This is a genomic window from Clostridium sp. DMHC 10, assembly GCF_001270375.1.
GTDB lineage: Bacteria > Bacillota > Clostridia > Clostridiales > Clostridiaceae > Clostridium_S > Clostridium_S guangxiense.
On sequence record NZ_LGVB01000015.1, the window covers coordinates 335,987 to 352,865 of the forward strand.

A 16,879-nucleotide genomic window follows, 5' to 3' on the forward strand; every position below is an offset into this window, starting at 1 on the left:
TCACACTGGATATAAAAAATTACGAACTAATTAAAGTGAAGAGGGGGGTAACTTCACTATTATGATTGTTTTGCAATTTTTTAGTGGGACAGCCACATTTTGTCTTAAGCTGCTTTCAAAAAATATATAATGAAATAAAATTATGGCAAATTGCACTATAGATTACGTAGAATTTTGTGTATTTTACACATTATAATAAATAATTAAAAATTGTTAGATATATACTGGCAGTATATATTATAATTGAACGTGGCAGGTTAATATATAGCAAAAATAAGATTAAGAGATAAATTAGAAAGTATGGGGTAAGGGATATGTCAACAAAATATGTACATGATATGACACAAGGAAATGAAATTTCACTTTTGATAAGGTTTTCTCTGCCGATGCTTATCGGCAATATTTTTCAACAGTTTTATAATATAATTGATTCTATTGTTGTAGGAAAATATGTTGGCGCTAATGCTTTGGCAGCAGTTGGTGCTACTGGTTCCTTAAACTTTTTGTTTTTTTCTGTGTGTTTAGGGTTATCGGTTGGAATAGGAATCATTATTTCACAGTACTTTGGTGCTAAACAAGAAGAACATGTTAAAAGAGCCATTACCAATGCAATTTATGTTATTGGAACAGCAGGAATAGTTATGAGTATATTAGCTGTTATTTTTGCACGTTTAGTTTTACAAATCATGCAGACACCACCTGAAATTTTAGATGATGCTACTAGATTTTTAAGAATTGTATCTGGCGGTATGATAGCAGTGGCAGCATATAATGCTATAGCTGCGATACTTAGAGCTTTAGGGGATTCAAAAACACCTCTAATTTTTTTAGTTGCGTCTTGCGCAATCAATGTTGTTTTAGATTTGATTTTTGTTCTTAAATTTGGATTCGGTGTAGTTGGGACAGCTTATGCTACTGTAATTTCTCAAGGAACTGCGGCTTTTGGCTGTGCTGCCTTTGCAGTATTAAAAAATCCGTATTTCAAATTGAAAAGAAAACATTGGGAGGTAAGCTGGCCAATTATTAATAAATGTATAAAGATTGGTATTCCTGTAGCAGTACAAAATTCTATGATTGCTTTGTCTTTAGTGGCATTGCAAGGAGTTGTAAATCACTTTGGAGAGATAGCTGTTGCTGCCTATACCGCAACAAGTAGAGTAGAGCAGCTTATACAGCAGCCTTTTAATTCCTTAGGTGCAGCAATGTCTACTTTTGCAGGACAGAATATGGGAGCTAATAAACTAGAGCGAGTTAAAAAAGGATATCATAAAAGCATTTTAATAGTGATTGTGTTTAGCATCGTGGCACTTATTGCAGCTCAACTTGGTGGACATGCTATTATGCAAGTATTTGTTAATGATAAAGCTGTAATAGCGCTTGGAGCTAAGGCAATTAAGATTACTAGTTGCATGTATTTTCCACTTGGAATGATTTATATTACAAGGGGATTATTAAATGGTACAGGAGATGCATTTTATGCTATGATTAATGGTTTTGTAGAGGTTATTGGAAGAGTTGGGTTTTCAAGTGCTTTGGCTATGGTTCCTGCTTTTGGAGTTTGGAGTGTATGGCTCACTACAGGGCTTACATGGCTTATTACAGGTACTGCGAGTGTAGTACGTTATAAACAAGGTAAGTGGAGAGAAAAATCAATAGTTGTACATAAGTAAAAATAATATAATTATTTAGTTATGTTTTAAAAGAATACTAATAAAAATTTATGAAATTATGTATTACAAAATTTACTTAACATGAAATTTGCTATTTTTATTAGTTATATCCTATATAATACAAATTTATTTAAGTTATACAGGATATATTTGACATTTTTGATTTTAGTGATAATATGGAATTCATATGAATTAATGTACATAATTTACAAAAACGATATGGGGATTTTTTATGAAAAAATTTTTGATTTCATCGATTTTATGTGCTTCGCTAATTACAACTTTGGGAATGACTATTTTTGCAGCAAGTATTTTTTCATCTAATTCACATACTGGTCACTTACCAGGATCAGACAACTGGAATAGATGAATAAATTTCAACTTATATGGGGCAAAAAATAGATAAGACAAAAATGGATACTCACTAGTTTTTATCCACTGAAAATATTTGAAAAATATAAATTTAATCAACATTAAAATGAACGCTGAAAAGCATGACTTTGACGAAATTTATATAAGGTCAGATATTAATGATACACTTAGTTGATGCATTAAAAGGTCTTTAGGTATATATAAAAATATCTAGAGACTTTTTTATTTGACACTACATAAAAAATTAGGCATAATAAAAAAATTTATATATATTAAAAAATTGCATATGAATGAAACCTTTTGAGAGTAATTCAAGAAAAATATAAACTTCAATAGGCGTGATTTTTGTTATTTTTTTAGGAAAATGATGAAATAAAAAGTATTTAAAACTTTTATAAAACAACTAACAAATAAATATCAATATTTGGAAATTTGTTGTATACTTTAATTGTTATATATAATAAAATGAGATGGAGTAAAAGAAAAAATGAAAAGGTACAAGCAAGTTACAAAAAGAGATTTGGTTTTATCAATGGCGGCCGACTTATTATTTATATTAGTATATTGGATTTCATTTTATGAACTATACACTTTATGTAGATTTGGAAGAATCAATAATAATATAAGTATATTGTTTGGGTGCATGGTATTCTTTTTGGCTTGGTTTATAATTCTAATAATTAGAACTGTGAAAAAGCCAGAAGCTGCACTAGAGCAAAGTTTAGATAGAAGTGAGTTCTATTCGAAGTGTAAGACTAAGTGGATTTGTGTAGTTATAATAGGAATAGTTCTCATAACATGTTTTTATGGAGTAAAAAATATATCATAGTGGAACAAAATACAATGGAAAACTAGCATGGGTTTTAGAAGATTTAAAGAATAAAAGAACTGTAAAACTTGAGCATGATAATATATATAAAGATGGCATAGACGGGATTTTTACAGATATCAACTCTAAAGTAAATATGCCTAAGAAGCTGTATATTTCAAATAATTTTAGTCTTAAATTTGATTCTAACGGAAAAATTATATCTTTTGATACATATCTTTATGGAAAAAATGATAAAGGTAAGCTCCAGAGTTATTTAATTAGTTATGATAGCATTAAGTCAGGAAATGTAACTGTACTTTTAAATGGTTATGTAAATGCGAATTATAGCAAGGATAAACTTTTAGCACCATTAATTGAGACAATGAAGGTAATTCCACTTAAGAAGACAGTTAGCAGATGGAATGAAAAACAATATGGCATTCTTTATTATGGCAAGCGAAGCTTTGGATATAACACAAATGGCATTGTTTATATTGATTCAAAGAGAAATATGAATTCAAATGTTAATGCCTACTCAGAAATAATAGGATATATTGTTTCTGTATTTGTGCCAGGGAAAGAGAGTATAGATACTCCTGTAAGATATAATTTAGTAGATAATATATATAATACTAAAACATCACAATCTTCAAAGGGAAAAGATGATATTGCTGATGAGTCTTATAATGCTACAAATCAATTTTATTTATCCAAAAAGGTTGGATATCGTTTAAAAGTAACAGCAGTAGCATTAGGAAATAGAGCTTATTCACTAAACAAAACTACTGATGGGGGAGTCACATGGAAAACTATAAATGAGGATCCATTTTCAGGAGTTATAGGTTCGGCAGCTGGAATAACTTTCTTGAATGATAAACTTGGATTTTTATGCTTATCCTATAATGGTGGAGGTAATGGACAATTATATCGTACAGAAGATGGAGGGATATCTTACAAAAAGATTGATTTTCCAGAGGTAAAAGTATCGTTAAATAATGGTCAAACTTATAATCCTTTTGATTTACCTGGAATGCCTTATAAGAAAGATGGAAGTCTTAATGTTTTAGTGGGACAAGGATCCGATGGAGATTATAATGCAGGATGCAAGGCCTTGTATCAATCAAAAGATGATGGAATAACATGGCGCTATGTAAAAGAAGTTCCTAAAGCTTAATATCTAAAATTATAAAATATTAAATATATTTTTTATATGAAAAATGGAGATAAAGGCAAAGAAACTTAGAAATATATAAGCTGTATAAAAATGGAATAAAGATTACAGAGTTTTTAAATGAATATAGCCTTTCAGAAGACAGCATAAGGAAAATTGTGTTAGACTAAGTGATATGCAACTGCTAGTTGTCAGAGTTGTTATGTTAAATTGGTAGAAATATGCTGATAGTAATAGTATACTGATTTTAGAGGTGAAGAAAAATGAGTTTTCAGAAACAGCTGCAAGCACTCAGAAAATCAAGGGGATTATCGCAGGAAAAGCTAGCTGAAGTTTTAGGGGTATCCAGGCAGGCAGTTGCAAAGTGGGAAGCTTCTCAGTCATATCCTGATATTGCTAGATTAATTGCATTAAGTGAGTTCTTTAATGTAAGTATTGATGAACTAGTGAATGATTATGAGGAAAATTGTCGTTTAAATATAGAAGAGAACAAAGTTAGTTTTACTGATGAAAAGGTAATAGATTTTTTAATAAGGGCTAAAAAATCAACGTATGCAGGAAAAGGCGATGAAACTAAACCTTCAAGGCCTAATTCCCATGACCTTGAGTATATAGAAGACGATTTGAAATATATTGATACATATTTAGGTGGAGAACAATTTTCAGGAGAAGAAGCTTTGTGGAAAAATAATGTTCCTTTTTGGGCCATGAATTATACAGGAAGAGTTTTAAGTGAAGAATTTTCTGGAAATTTTTTAAAGGAAGTATTGAGATTAGTAACTAAAGCTAATCCTTATCGCGGACCAATTATATATCAAAGAGGGCAGTATAAATATCACTGTATTATTAACGGAGATTTTAAATGGTTTCAAGGATATGAGGAAATTTACTATAATAATAGTAAGACCTATGAATGTTTTTTTCATGGTGGAAAAATTGAATAATGGAGATAATATTATGAAATTAAGTAGAAATGATTTATGTTGGTGCAGAAGTGGATTAAAGTATAAGAATTGTCACTTTGAATTTGATAAGAAGTTAAAAAATTTAAAGAGACAAGGAGTCATAATACCAACGAGAAAAATGATAAAAAATAAAGAACAAGTTGAGGGAATAAGAAAAAGTGCAATAATTAATAATGGTCTTTTAGATTTAATTAGCGAGAATATTAAAGAGGGAATGACAACAGAAGAGATAGACAAATTAGCATATGAATACACAGTAGATAATGGAGGAATCCCAGCAACTCTTAATTATGAAGGATATCCTAAAAGCATTTGCACATCTATAAATAATGTAGTATGTCATGGAATACCAAATAAAGATGTGGTGCTTAAAAGTGGAGACATAGTAAATGTAGATGCGACAACTATACTAAATGGATACTATTCAGATGCATCAAGAATGTTTATGATTGGTGAGGTAAGTAAGGAAGCTAAAAAACTAGTTGAAGTAACTAAAGAGTGTTTAGAAAAAGGACTTAAAGCAGTTAAGCCTTGGGGATTTTTAGGAGATATAGGGGCTGTAATTCAGGAGTATGCAGAAAGTGAAGGTTGCTCAGTAGTTAGAGAATTTGGCGGTCATGGAGTTGGAATAGATATTCATGAAGATCCTTATGTTTGTCATGTAGGAAAAAAGGGAACTGGAATGGTTTTGGCACCTGGAATGGTGTTTACAATTGAACCAATGATAAATGCTGGAGGACGTGAAATAGTTATAGATGAAAGCGATGGATGGACTGTTCTAACAGCTGATGGCTCGCTTTCAGCACAGTGGGAAAATACTGTTCTTGTAACTGAAAATGGCATAGAGATAATTGCAAAGTAACAATTTAAAAAACTCTAATAAATCTTGGTGAAAAAATCACAAAATACTTACATGTTTCAATTTGCATTTTTTCACTTTAGATTTATAGAATTTTTTTAATACAACGAAGCATTGTTAATTCGCAATTATTTTATTTACCTAGATCATTCCAATGTTCTTTTGCCGAACTTAATTCAATTAATGCTGAGGATTTATCTTTAGCAGCAATAGAGGCTTTAAGACGGGCAATATTTAAAGAAATATTATTTATTTCAGTTCTTTCAGTGCTGAATTGAATTCTCTTAATAACAATTTCCCAAGCAGAATCTAATTTTTTTGTGTTTTGTTCTGCTAGTTTCCAATTCTCTGATAATACTGCTTTTGTGGTTATATCAATATTTTTTATGACATCGTCGTAGCTTCCTCTAGGTTTCTTAAGAAATGGACCACTAAGCATGATTAGTATAAAAAAGATTAAGATTAAAATAGGAATTAACATAGCAAATAATTTTTTCATTATTGCACCTTCTTTTATAAGAATACATCAATTTTTCAAGTTTGAAATAAGGCGAAGTTCAGTTAGAGTATAATTTTAATATGGACCTTTAAAGTCATGATTTTTTTGTATTTTATCTTTAAATTTATCTATGTATAGAGAATCTGAGGCTTCATAAGTAGCTAAAAAAACATCAGAAGGGTCATTTACGCCTTGTTTCTTTAGTTCTGACTTAAGCCATTGGCGATTGCGATTAATTTGTTTTAAATTTAAATCTACAACAACGCCATCATAAATTAAATCTATACCTATTCCAATTTTAGTTGATGGGATATTCATATCGTTTGCAGTTGCAGGCTGTAATCCAGGTTTTTTTAAAACAGAAAGCTCACCGTTTGCTTCTAATATTGCAAAATGAACTTCGCTTATGTCAAATATATTCTTGCATCTTAATTGCTGCTGTAGATTTGCAGCAGTGTATCTTAACTTTTGCATATTTTTTTCTAATATTTTACCATTCATTATTATTATAACTGGTTCTCCTTCTATATATCTTGCTGCAGTTCTTGATTTTGTTGTGAGAAAATCAATAGCTAATCCAGCAGCTACCCAAGTAAAAAGTCCGACCCAATGAGGCCAAGCCATGCTTGATAAATCAGTTGTCATGCTGCCTGCTATAGATCCAATGGTAATTCCTAATATGTAATCAAATGAGGTAAGTTGGGATATTTGTTTCTTGCCCAGAAGTTCAGTAAATATCAATAATGATAAAAAAGCCATAATTGCTCTTACAAATACTACAAGCCCTTCGTTCAATGATATCACTCCATATTTAAGTTTTACTATATTATAGTAGGATAACACAAAATTGTCATGATTATTCACGTAAAATTATTATTAGTTTACATAAAAAGAAAAAGACAATATACTGACTTTATTTTTGCGCAGATTTATAATAAAAGTAAATACATTGTCTATATAAAAAGTCAAATTTATTGCTTTGGCTAGAACTATATGCACAAACTTTATTTTTGAGACGTAAAAAATAGCCTGTATATTAGTGAATGAAGAAAAACAATAAAAATATTTGACAGTATATTGACTTTTATTAATTAAGATGATACTATTAATTTAGACAGTAAGCTTACTATTTTATAGGAGGATTTTTATGAGTAAATTTGAAGAGATGGATAATTACAGAGAAATATTTTTAATACAGCAAATTTATACAACAATATTTTCTCTTACAAATAAGATGCAGGTGCATGAAGCTAAATATTTTGATAAATTGTCTTCTAGGCAACTCATGGCAATAATGGCAATTTACCATTTACCAGAAGGGAAAGCAACACTAAATAATATTGCTAAAAAGCTTGGGACTACTAAACAAAGTGTAAAGCAAATTATAACAATATTAGAGAATAAGGGTTATGTTATTACGATGCCTAGTGAAAGTGATAAACGGGCGGTTAATGTGAGTGTTACAGAGGCAGGACGTGAGGCAACTATAGAAAGCGGAAAAAAATCTACATACTTTTTTGCAGAACTTTCAAAGTCTCTTACAAGAGAGGAAATGGAAATATTGTGGATGCTTTTAAAGAAGATGTACCGATTTGATGGTGAAGAAATGGACGGTTTTGAAGAAAATGCAAATGCAAATATAGGAATTGAAGAGAAGAAACTAGAAAAGGAAAATGAAAAGTTATTAAAAGAGTTCGGAAGAATAAGAAATGGAGGAAATAAAAATGAATAATACGCTTACAGTTAAGAATTTAGAAAAAATTTATGATGGCAAGAAAGGTGTTAAAGGAATAAGTTTTCAGGTGAAGGAAGGTGAAATACTTGGTCTGCTTGGGCCAAATGGAGCAGGAAAAAGTACAACTATTAATATTTTAGCTACAATACTAAAAGCGGACAGCGGAGAGGTAAATATACTTGGAAAGGACTTTAGAAGGGATGCAAAGACTATAAAATATGGAATTGGAATAGTTCCGCAGGATTTAGCTATTTACGAGGAAATTTCCGCTGAAGCAAATGTGCGATTCTTTGCAAGCTTATATAAATTAAAGGGTAAACAGCTTGAAGATAATGTAAAAGAAGCACTTGAATTAGTAGCACTTTATGACAGGAAAGATGACAAGCCAAAGACTTTTTCAGGAGGAATGAAGAGAAGACTTAACATAGCTTGTGCTATTGCGCATAAACCAAAGCTTATTATTATGGATGAGCCAACAGTAGGCATTGATCCTCAATCGAGAAATCATATATTAGAATCTATTAAAAGGCTTAGGAAAAATGGAGCAACTATAATTTATTCTACACACTACATGGAAGAGGTAGAAGCAATTTCAGATAGAATTATAATTATGAATGAAGGGAAAATTATTGCAGAAGGTACCAAAGAGGAACTTAAAAAAGAAGTTGATGATCAGATAACCTATTCTATTAAGGTCAGCGATGTAAGTAAGTTAAAAGATGATGAATTTGATAAAATAGAAGGTGTATTAAAAACAAAAATATCAGAAAATTCAGTAAAAATAACTGCAAAAAATCTAAAAATAGCTTTAATAAAATAATATCAGAAATAACTAAAACAGATTGCACCATTGAAGGTATGACAAGTACAGAAGCCTCTTTAGAAACTGTATTTCTAGAACTAACAGGAAAAAAATTAAGAGATTAGGGGTGGAAACATGAATTTTATAAATATAGTTAAATTTGATATTAAGAATACTCTCAGAAATCCAATGCTATTAATTATAAATACTTTACTTCCTATAATATTGCTTGGAACTATAGGTTTTATTGCAAAGGAAGGTTATGGTTCGGAAAATGTAACTTCTTATGACTATTATGGAATTACACTTATGATTTTTATGGGTATGATGCTTTCTATGACGGCAACAAATGTATTTATGGAAGAAACCGTGAGAAAGGGAAATACAAGAATTGTATATGCACCTGTTTCTAAAACAGAAATATATTTATCTAAAATTATAGTTAGTTATATTGTTGGTGCAGTTTGTTATAGTCTTATAATGCTTGGTGAACAATATCTTTTTCACATCAATTTTGGAGGAAAAAATATTTTATATATTTTACTGTTAATAAATGCACTAGGATTTTTTGGCAGCTGCTTAGGTGTACTATTTTGCTGCATTTTTAAAAGTGAACAAGGAGCAAATGGAGTAATGCAAATTCCTATTTTAATATTTGTATTTTTGGGCGGTGTATTTTTTCCTATAGCAAGCCTAGGGAAAACCGTAGAGGCATTATCTAATATATCACCTCTAAGATGGATTACGCAGTGTGCTTTTCAAGTAATTTATGATAATAACTTTAGCATATATTTGCCAACCATAGTTATAACATTGCTTGCAGCAATAATCTGCATTATTCTATGTCAAATTATTTTTAAACCGGAGGAATATGTATAATGAATTTAATTAATTTATTAAAGAATAATTTTAGAAGAATCATGGCACAGAAGGCTGTTATTATAGTAGCAATTATAGTTGTACCAATTATGATCGGGCTTGGAGTGCTATTTTCGGCAAAAGCACAGCCTAAAGCTCAAATTGCATTAATAACTAGCAGCAGCAAAGCTTTTCCTAAAAATGATAAGGTTCAAATTGATGTGATGACTAAAAAACCAGCAAAATCTAAATTGCTTCTTGGTGAGTATGCGGCTATTGTAGAGGAAAAAAGCGATGAAAGCTATAAAATAACTACCTTAAAAAATAAAGAAGATAAGAAAAAAATAGAACAATTTTTAAAAACAGATAAAATTACAGAAACTGAAAAAGATAGAGAAAATCAAAGAGGAATTGGAACTAACATATTAGGCTTTGTTACAATGATTATTTTAATGCAGGGAGTAGCTTTGACTTTACTTTTCTCAGAAGACAAGCTTTTAAATACCTTTAGAAGAATTTTAACGGGTCCAGTAAGTGAAAGACAATATATTTTAGCACAAGGAATATTTACATTTGTATGTTTATATGTTCCAAGCTATATTGCAATTGTAATAACAAAGGTATGTTTTGGAGTAACGATGGGCTTTGATCTTCCAATGCTTGCTGTATTAATTGCAATTTTAAGTTTACTTTCTACATCTCTTGCCTTATTTTTTACAGCAGCTATTGAAAGAGAAACCTAAATGGCAGCGACTGGTATTTACACGATAACATCAATACTTGCAGGCTGCTTTATTTCCTTCACTGGAAGCAATAAAATTCTAGATACCATATGCAATGTAATACCTCAAAAAGCATACATGACTATGAGCCAAGGAATAGAAAATGGAAGCAGCATTTTTAAGTTTAAGGGTGAACTTATATATTTATTCGTTTGGATTGTAGCTCTTTGGTTTATAGGAAGTTTTATTACTAATAAAAAAGTGAAAAAAGGTGTTTATTAAAGGAATTAGTTAAAAAATATGTTACAATAATGTAGTAAATACTAAAGTGAAAATGGAGAATTATTATAATGACAAAAGATATGACAATTGGAAAACCAACAAAGCTAATACTTCAATTTTCTGCACCAATGCTAATAGGTAACATATTTCAGCAATTTTATAGTATGGTAGATAGTATTGTAGTAGGAAAGGGAATAGGCGTTAATGCTCTTGCAGCTGTTGGTTCTACGGGATCTATTAATTTTATGATTATTGGATTTATAATTGGACTTGCAAATGGTTTTGGCATATTGGTATCTCAAAGATTTGGAGCGGGTGATGAAGCTGGAGTAAGGAAAACAGTTGCAATGTCTGTATATTTATCGCTTTTTATTGCTATTATTGTAACTATTTTAAGCTTGTTAACCTCAATGCCACTTCTTAAATTACTAAATACGCCATCAGATATAATAAAGGATGCTAATCTTTACATAAGTATTATTTATGCAGGCATCATAGCAACTATATTTTACAACTTGCTTTCTTCAATCTTAAGGGCGTTTGGAGATAGCAAAACACCTTTTTATGTAATGATTATTTCATCCCTAGTTAATATAGTGTTAAATATTATGTGCGTTATGGGATTCAAATTGGGTGTTGCAGGATCGGCTATTTCAACTGATATTGCACAGGTTTTATCATGTATTCTTTGTTATAGAGTGGTTCGTAAACATGAAATGCTTAAAATTGCAAAGAAGGATTGGAAGCTTAATCTTAAGGTGTGCAAGAAGTTATTTATTTTAGGGATTCCAGCTGCAATTCAAAATTCTGTTACTGCGGTTGGAGGCATGATTTTACAAACAATTGTAAATGGTTATGGTTCAGTATATGTTGCAGGATACACTGCTGCTATGAAAATTGCGGCGTTGGCAGAACAACCCGGGGTTACCTTTGGCTTTGCCATGTCCACTTTTACAGGACAAAACTTAGGAGCTAAAAAGTACGATAGAATTCGTATAGGAATTATAGATTGTATTAAAGTATCTACGACAGTAAATATTTTTATTAGTTTGTTTTTATTTTTCTTTAGACATCAAATTGTCTCATTATTTGTAGCATCAAATCAAATAGGAGTATTTAAGGTATCTGGACAATTTTTAGTTGTTATGTCCTTGCTTATATGGGATTTAGGTTTGTTATTCATATATCGTTCTGCACTACAAGGAATGGGGAATACCATGATTCCTATGATATCAGGTGTGCTTGAATTAGTTATAAGATTATCTGTAGCTATTATTTTACCAAGGTACTTAGGTTTTTTAGGAGTTTGTATTGCAGAAGTATCTGCTTGGGCAGGAGCGGAGTTATTACTCATGATTGCTTATTATGTAGCATATCATAAATTGAATGTTAAAAGTATTACAGCTAGTGAACAAAGTTGTATTTAAGATAATTTATTACTATGTTTTAAGTTTAAGCCGCATAAGCATTAAGTTTTTCTGATGCGGTTTTTTTTGTGTGTGCAGAAATTAAGGAAGAAGGAGAATCTATGTTAAATAGTTAAATGAGTTTATTGATAGATATAACCTAATATGTTACCTATTGGTAACCATTTAGTAACAATTAAAATATTATTAAGGTATATAATATCAATAGTCGCTATATGCATTTGGAGGGATTAAATTGCTTAAAAAAAATATAATTTTATGTATGGCCTTGACTGCACTCCTGTCTGGCTGCATGGGAGTAAATCAAAATGCAGCAAAAAATAATAAACATACGTCTGTTTCAAGTAATAAGGGGATAAATAAAACTCTTGATAATAAAAGATTAACAGAGCCAAAGAAAGTAACATCTACACCAAAGACATTTACACCATTAGTGATATCTAATACATCATCGCTTAGCACTAAAGCTATATTTTGGTCATGGCTTTATTCAGCAAGGGATAGCGCAGCGTTGCTATCTAAATATAAAGGGTATGGATTTGGAGATACTTCAAAAAAGTTATTTATCTTACTTTTGATGAAGGATATGAAAATGGATATACTCCCAGCATTTTAGATACTCTAAAGAAAAATGATGTTCATGTTACTTTTTTTGTGACTAAGCCGTTTGTAACTGGCAGTTTTAAAGGAGTTGCAGATGCTGATTTATTAAAAAGGATGATTAAAGAGGGGCATCTAATAGGAAATCATTCTGTACATCATAAATCTATGCCTACATTTACGAATGAGACTACTTTTGATGCTGAAATTACTGGAGTAGAAAAAGCTGTAAACAGTATCCCAGGCTGTAAAATGTCAAAATATTTTAGGCCGCCAGAGGGTACGTTTAGTGAGTTATCACTTTATTATACTCAAAAGCTTGGGTATAAATCTATATTTTTTACTCTTGCACATGAGGACTACAATGCAGATAAACAGCCTGATCCAGAGGCGGCTAAGAAAATGCTTCTAAAAAATACCCGTGGTGGTATGATTTGTTTACTTCATGCAATGTCTAAAACCAATGCCAATATTTTAGATAGCTTAATTAAAGAATGGAAAAATAGGGGATATGTATTTAAAACTTTAGATGATCTTCCAAATTAACAAGATAGGGGAGTTTTTAAATGAATCAAAGGCACAGTATATATAAAATTAAAATTGGAAGTTTGGCTTTTTGCTTATTGATGATTTTTTTATTATCTTTATTAAGTACTAATAATAGAGGGATTAATTTATTTAGCAGTAAAGTCAGAAGCACTAATAAAATTCATAAGGCTATTAAAATAAATAAAAATTCAGTATTAGCTGAGTCATCAAAGTCATTAAAGGTATTAAAGCAAAATTTTGTTGTATGTATTGATCCTGGTCATGGAGCATATGATAATGGAGCTAAGGGTATTAATGGCATATATGAAAAAGACGTAGCTCTTAAAGTTGGACTAAAAGTCGGACAAGCACTGGAAAAGAGCAATATAAAAGTCGTATATACCCGTAAAGATGATAAGACAGTTTTAGGAAAAAGTGAAATACAAGATTTACAAAAAAGAGTACAGATCTCAAGTAATAATAAGGCTGATGTTTTTGTTTCCATTCATTGTAATGACTTTGTTAATCAATCAATTAGGGGAATTGAATTATGGTGTAATTATCCTAATACAAGGGATGAAGAGTTAGCAAAAGATATTGAAAATGAACTTTGTCAGTTAAAATATACTAAGGAACGCAAGGTTAAGTATAAAAGCAATCGTGGAATATACGTGCTTAAAAATAATAAGGCTATATCTACACTGGTAGAGCTTGGGTATTTAAGTAATAAAGATGATTGTAGTTTTTTATCTTCTGATAGTGGACAAGCTAAGTGTGCTGAGGCTATAGCAAAAGCCATTCTAAAATTTAAAAAAGACGTGCGGAAATAATGTGATTTGTACATCTATAGAAAAGAAGCAAAAATAACTTTAAGGTGCTGTCGCACTAAATATAAAAAATTGCGAGCTAATTAAAGTGAAGGTTTTTAACTTCACTTTGCTCGTTAAAAGACTAACTTTTTCATATAAATGAAAAAGTTAGTTTTTTAATGCGCAGAGCCAGTTAAAACCCTTCACTATTATGATTGCTTCGCAATTTTTTTAGTGCGATAGCTCCTTAAAATATATATTTGGAATAGTATTATCTATTTTCCATACCTAAAGAATTGATAATCTTACAATCCAGTAAGTTAACTACTTTTTATTGTAAGCCATAAGTCATGGAGATAAGGGTGCACAGCGTATATAATAAAACCAAGTTATGTTTTAATAAGTGTAAAAATTAATACTTATTTAAAATATATCCTAAAATTAAAGAAAAACAAAACGGCTTTGAAAATATGTGAGGAGAGTAAATATGGAGATTTTAAAAGTAGAAAATTTAAGCAAAACTTATGGAAAAGGAGCAAATAAAGTAGAGGCACTTAAGAATGTTAACTTATCCGTTAATAAAGGAGAATTTTGCTCTATTGTTGGTGCATCAGGTTCAGGAAAAAGTACGCTTTTGCATTTGCTTGGAGGGCTTGATAGACCAACTAATGGTAGAGTCATTATTGATGGTGAAAATATTTATGATTATAAGGAAGAGAGATTGGCGATTTTTAGAAGGAGAAAGATAGGTTTTATATTTCAGTTTTTTAATCTTATACCGGTTTTAGATGTAGAAGAAAATATAGCTCTTCCAGCACTAATGGATAATGATAAGGTAGATAAGGCATATTTAGATGAAATTATTGATGTGCTTGGATTAAAGGAAAGAAAAAATCATTTGCCTTCGGAACTTTCAGGAGGACAACAGCAGAGGGTGTCAATAGGAAGAGCGCTTTTGAATAAGCCGTCTATAATATTTGCAGATGAACCTACAGGAAATTTGGATAGCAAAAATTCAAGAGAAGTGATAGAACTGCTTAAATTTACAGCAAAAAAATACAACCAAACTTTAGTATTAATTACCCATGATGTAAATATAGCAGCTTTATCGGATAGGATTATTACTATTCAAGATGGTGAAATAGTCTCAGACGAGTATTTAAAGAATAATTAGAGGGGAGAGATAGAAAGTAATGATTAGCGGTTATAAGCAGCTTACGGGAAGGTATCTAAAAGCTAATAAAAGGAGAAGTATACTTACTATTATTGGTATAATTTTATCTGTGGCATTGATTTCTTCTATAGGATTTTTTCTAAAAGGGCTACAGAAGGCGGAAATAGAAAGTATGGAAAGTCAGTATGGTTCATGGCATGTAGCATACCAAAAGGTAGATAATAATTTGTTATCTAAGATAAAAGGTAATCCTAAAGTGTCTATGAGTGGACTTTTTGAACAAGGAAAAGAGATAAAGCTTGAAAAAGGAGTTTCAATTGTTCCAGATATAGCAACGGATAGGGCGCTAGAACTTTTACCATATAAATTAAAAAGTGGAACCTTTCCAAACAATGAAAAAGAAATTGCCGTGGAAAAATGGATTTTGAAATATTTAAAAAAAGGTGCTAAGCTTGGAGATACAATAGAATTAAATAATAAAAAGTATAAATTAGTTGGAATTTTACAGGATAATGCTCAAAGCCAGGATGAAAATAAAGGAATAATGCTTTGCAAAAGTAATAATATAGATATAAGTAAAGCAACGTTACTTGTAAGAATAAATTCTAAAGCTAACCTAAAAAAAGCAGTTAATGAATTAAAAAGTTTGGGAACTAAGAAAGCAGTTATAGATAATAGGCATGTTGTTGATTTAGAGGGGGAGGAGACGATGCAAATACTAAGGCTATGTATAGCGTTGTTGCTGTAATTATTGGAATAGTACTAATTGCAACAATTGCTGTAATATATAATTCATTTCAAATAAGTGTTGTGGAAAGAATAAAGCAATTTGGGCTTTTAAGAGCTGTGGGTATGACACCAAGGCAGCTTAGGGTTATTGTTTTAAGAGAAGCCTCTATTTTAGCTGTAATTTCTATACCAATTGGATTAATATGTGGAATTATAGCTATTAATGGTATTAGTATCGCATTTAAATTAATAGGTGCAGATAATTTTACATTGATGAAAATTTCTATATCTCCATCAGTAATATTAATAAGTGCAGTAATAGGAATTATCTCTGTTTATTTATCAGCCCTGCTTCCAGCATACTTTGCAGGAAGAATTTCACCACTTGTTGCAATAAGTAGTAAAGCATCTATAACGAAAGAAAAAATAAAAAGAAGAAAAAGCACAATATTAAAGACGATTTTTGGTTTCGAAGGCAATTTGGCATCAAAAAATATCAAACGAAATAAGAAAAGGTACAGAATAACAGTATTTTCTATAGTAATAAGTGTGGTTTTATTTGTAACTTTTAAATCTTTTATGGATATGGCTTTGAATTTTAATAGCACCTCAAATGAGTTAAGCAAAATTCATTTTTCTGTTGAGGAAAATGGCAAGAATTCTACAGGAAAGACTATAGATGATGATATTATAAATTCTATTAATGGTTTAAGCGTCGTAAAAAAAAGTTTACAAAGTATATGATAAGTCAGTTTTTAAGGAATATGTAGACACTAATAAAGAAATAGATGATGTTAAAGATCTTGGAAAGTTCTATGAGAGAGAAGAGTTAAATGGTAAGGAAAAAACAGTACTTGAGCAGGGAA

19 protein-coding genes and 1 pseudogene are annotated in these 16,879 nt (G+C 30.5%); 18 read left to right on the forward strand and 2 right to left on the reverse strand.

Features of this window, described 5'->3' with window-relative positions; genetic code table 11:
* Positions 1–314: 314 nt before the first annotated feature.
* The 6 genes from AGR56_RS03550 (at position 315) to AGR56_RS03565 (ending at position 5,851) form a co-directional block, all read left to right on the forward strand.
* Positions 315–1,670: an MATE family efflux transporter gene (locus AGR56_RS03550; RefSeq protein ID WP_053241164.1), complete on the forward strand. Its 1,356-nt coding sequence runs from the start codon at positions 315–317 to the stop codon at positions 1,668–1,670.
* A 232-nt stretch (positions 1,671–1,902) separates the two neighbouring features.
* Complete coding sequence (locus AGR56_RS20015; RefSeq protein WP_157055655.1) at positions 1,903–2,040, forward strand: hypothetical protein; 138 nt, start codon at positions 1,903–1,905, stop codon at positions 2,038–2,040.
* 489 nt (positions 2,041–2,529) lie between these two features.
* Positions 2,530–2,871, forward strand: coding sequence for a hypothetical protein (locus AGR56_RS23220; RefSeq protein ID WP_347460381.1), 342 nt, complete (start codon positions 2,530–2,532; stop codon positions 2,869–2,871).
* Between the two features lie 136 nt (positions 2,872–3,007).
* Entirely contained in the window at positions 3,008–4,027 is a 1,020-nt protein-coding gene (locus AGR56_RS03555; protein WP_347460382.1) for a hypothetical protein, read from the forward strand.
* Between the two features lie 260 nt (positions 4,028–4,287).
* The gene (locus AGR56_RS03560; RefSeq protein WP_053241165.1) at positions 4,288–4,968 is read left to right on the forward strand and encodes a DUF5680 domain-containing protein; all 681 of its coding nucleotides are present in this window, start codon (positions 4,288–4,290) and stop codon (positions 4,966–4,968) included.
* 13 nt (positions 4,969–4,981) lie between these two features.
* Entirely contained in the window at positions 4,982–5,851 is an 870-nt protein-coding gene (locus AGR56_RS03565) for a methionyl aminopeptidase (RefSeq protein ID WP_053243269.1), read from the forward strand.
* A gap of 130 nt (positions 5,852–5,981) precedes the next feature.
* Here the strand turns inward: AGR56_RS03565 and AGR56_RS03570 are convergent, their stop codons facing one another.
* A complete protein-coding gene (locus AGR56_RS03570) occupies positions 5,982–6,347 on the reverse strand; it encodes a DUF4363 family protein (RefSeq protein ID WP_053241166.1) in 366 nt (121 codons plus the stop codon).
* A gap of 75 nt (positions 6,348–6,422) precedes the next feature.
* Positions 6,423–7,142 carry a DUF421 domain-containing protein gene (locus AGR56_RS03575; RefSeq protein WP_053241167.1) on the reverse strand — a complete coding sequence of 240 codons (720 nt, stop codon included), beginning with the start codon at positions 7,140–7,142 and terminating at the stop codon, positions 6,423–6,425.
* Between the two features lie 352 nt (positions 7,143–7,494).
* Between AGR56_RS03575 and AGR56_RS03580 the strand changes: the two genes are divergently transcribed.
* The 12 genes and pseudogenes from AGR56_RS03580 (at position 7,495) to AGR56_RS21260 (ending at position 16,757) form a co-directional block, all read left to right on the forward strand.
* Positions 7,495–8,079, forward strand: coding sequence for a MarR family transcriptional regulator (locus AGR56_RS03580; protein ID WP_331000626.1), 585 nt, complete (start codon positions 7,495–7,497; stop codon positions 8,077–8,079).
* Positions 8,072–9,009 (forward strand): annotated as a pseudogene (locus AGR56_RS03585) (ABC transporter ATP-binding protein). The gene AGR56_RS03580 and the pseudogene AGR56_RS03585 overlap by 8 nt, the downstream one beginning before the upstream one ends.
* Before the next feature lie 10 nt (positions 9,010–9,019).
* Positions 9,020–9,763, forward strand: coding sequence for an ABC transporter permease (locus AGR56_RS03590; RefSeq protein ID WP_053241168.1), 744 nt, complete (start codon positions 9,020–9,022; stop codon positions 9,761–9,763).
* On the forward strand, positions 9,763–10,485 hold the full coding sequence (locus AGR56_RS03595; RefSeq protein ID WP_231015386.1) for an ABC transporter permease: 723 nt from the start codon (positions 9,763–9,765) through the stop codon (positions 10,483–10,485). Before AGR56_RS03590 ends, AGR56_RS03595 begins: the two co-directional genes overlap by 1 nt.
* Positions 10,486–10,746 carry a hypothetical protein gene (locus AGR56_RS21240; protein WP_231015389.1) on the forward strand — a complete coding sequence of 87 codons (261 nt, stop codon included), beginning with the start codon at positions 10,486–10,488 and terminating at the stop codon, positions 10,744–10,746.
* A 68-nt stretch (positions 10,747–10,814) separates the two neighbouring features.
* Positions 10,815–12,173, forward strand: coding sequence for an MATE family efflux transporter (locus AGR56_RS03600; RefSeq protein ID WP_053241169.1), 1,359 nt, complete (start codon positions 10,815–10,817; stop codon positions 12,171–12,173).
* A gap of 235 nt (positions 12,174–12,408) precedes the next feature.
* Positions 12,409–12,789, forward strand: a complete 381-nt coding sequence (locus AGR56_RS21245) for a hypothetical protein (RefSeq protein ID WP_242851287.1) — start codon at positions 12,409–12,411, stop codon at positions 12,787–12,789.
* On the forward strand, positions 12,783–13,319 hold the full coding sequence (locus AGR56_RS21250) for a polysaccharide deacetylase family protein (protein ID WP_242851532.1): 537 nt from the start codon (positions 12,783–12,785) through the stop codon (positions 13,317–13,319). Before AGR56_RS21245 ends, AGR56_RS21250 begins: the two co-directional genes overlap by 7 nt.
* Positions 13,320–13,339: 20 nt before the next feature.
* Positions 13,340–14,131, forward strand: a complete 792-nt coding sequence (locus tag AGR56_RS03610; RefSeq protein ID WP_053241170.1) for an N-acetylmuramoyl-L-alanine amidase — start codon at positions 13,340–13,342, stop codon at positions 14,129–14,131.
* Between the two features lie 466 nt (positions 14,132–14,597).
* Positions 14,598–15,284, forward strand: a complete 687-nt coding sequence (locus AGR56_RS03615) for an ABC transporter ATP-binding protein (RefSeq protein WP_053241171.1) — start codon at positions 14,598–14,600, stop codon at positions 15,282–15,284.
* Between the two features lie 19 nt (positions 15,285–15,303).
* Entirely contained in the window at positions 15,304–16,032 is a 729-nt protein-coding gene (locus tag AGR56_RS21255; RefSeq protein ID WP_242851288.1) for an ABC transporter permease, read from the forward strand.
* Positions 16,011–16,757 carry an FtsX-like permease family protein gene (locus AGR56_RS21260; protein ID WP_242851289.1) on the forward strand — a complete coding sequence of 249 codons (747 nt, stop codon included), beginning with the start codon at positions 16,011–16,013 and terminating at the stop codon, positions 16,755–16,757. Before AGR56_RS21255 ends, AGR56_RS21260 begins: the two co-directional genes overlap by 22 nt.
* Positions 16,758–16,879: the final 122 nt, after the last annotated feature.

What these genes read in the sequence shown, in the direction of transcription:
- AGR56_RS03590 (WP_053241168.1), top strand. Translation starts at nt 9,020, where the DNA reads ATGAATTTTATAAATATAGTTAAATTTGATATTAAGAATACTCTCAGA.
- AGR56_RS21255 (WP_242851288.1), top strand. Translation starts at nt 15,304, where the DNA reads ATGATTAGCGGTTATAAGCAGCTTACGGGAAGGTATCTAAAAGCTAAT.
- AGR56_RS03550 (WP_053241164.1), top strand. Translation starts at nt 315, where the DNA reads ATGTCAACAAAATATGTACATGATATGACACAAGGAAATGAAATTTCA.
- AGR56_RS03570 (WP_053241166.1), bottom strand. Translation starts at nt 6,347, where the DNA reads ATGAAAAAATTATTTGCTATGTTAATTCCTATTTTAATCTTAATCTTT.
- AGR56_RS03580 (WP_331000626.1), top strand. Translation starts at nt 7,495, where the DNA reads ATGAGTAAATTTGAAGAGATGGATAATTACAGAGAAATATTTTTAATA.
- AGR56_RS03565 (WP_053243269.1), top strand. Translation starts at nt 4,982, where the DNA reads ATGAAATTAAGTAGAAATGATTTATGTTGGTGCAGAAGTGGATTAAAG.
- AGR56_RS03610 (WP_053241170.1), top strand. Translation starts at nt 13,340, where the DNA reads ATGAATCAAAGGCACAGTATATATAAAATTAAAATTGGAAGTTTGGCT.
- AGR56_RS03615 (WP_053241171.1), top strand. Translation starts at nt 14,598, where the DNA reads ATGGAGATTTTAAAAGTAGAAAATTTAAGCAAAACTTATGGAAAAGGA.
- AGR56_RS21240 (WP_231015389.1), top strand. Translation starts at nt 10,486, where the DNA reads ATGGCAGCGACTGGTATTTACACGATAACATCAATACTTGCAGGCTGC.
- AGR56_RS03555 (WP_347460382.1), top strand. Translation starts at nt 3,008, where the DNA reads ATGCCTAAGAAGCTGTATATTTCAAATAATTTTAGTCTTAAATTTGAT.
- AGR56_RS03600 (WP_053241169.1), top strand. Translation starts at nt 10,815, where the DNA reads ATGACAAAAGATATGACAATTGGAAAACCAACAAAGCTAATACTTCAA.
- AGR56_RS03595 (WP_231015386.1), top strand. Translation starts at nt 9,763, where the DNA reads ATGAATTTAATTAATTTATTAAAGAATAATTTTAGAAGAATCATGGCA.
- AGR56_RS20015 (WP_157055655.1), top strand. Translation starts at nt 1,903, where the DNA reads ATGAAAAAATTTTTGATTTCATCGATTTTATGTGCTTCGCTAATTACA.
- AGR56_RS21260 (WP_242851289.1), top strand. Translation starts at nt 16,011, where the DNA reads ATGTATAGCGTTGTTGCTGTAATTATTGGAATAGTACTAATTGCAACA.
- AGR56_RS23220 (WP_347460381.1), top strand. Translation starts at nt 2,530, where the DNA reads ATGAAAAGGTACAAGCAAGTTACAAAAAGAGATTTGGTTTTATCAATG.
- AGR56_RS03560 (WP_053241165.1), top strand. Translation starts at nt 4,288, where the DNA reads ATGAGTTTTCAGAAACAGCTGCAAGCACTCAGAAAATCAAGGGGATTA.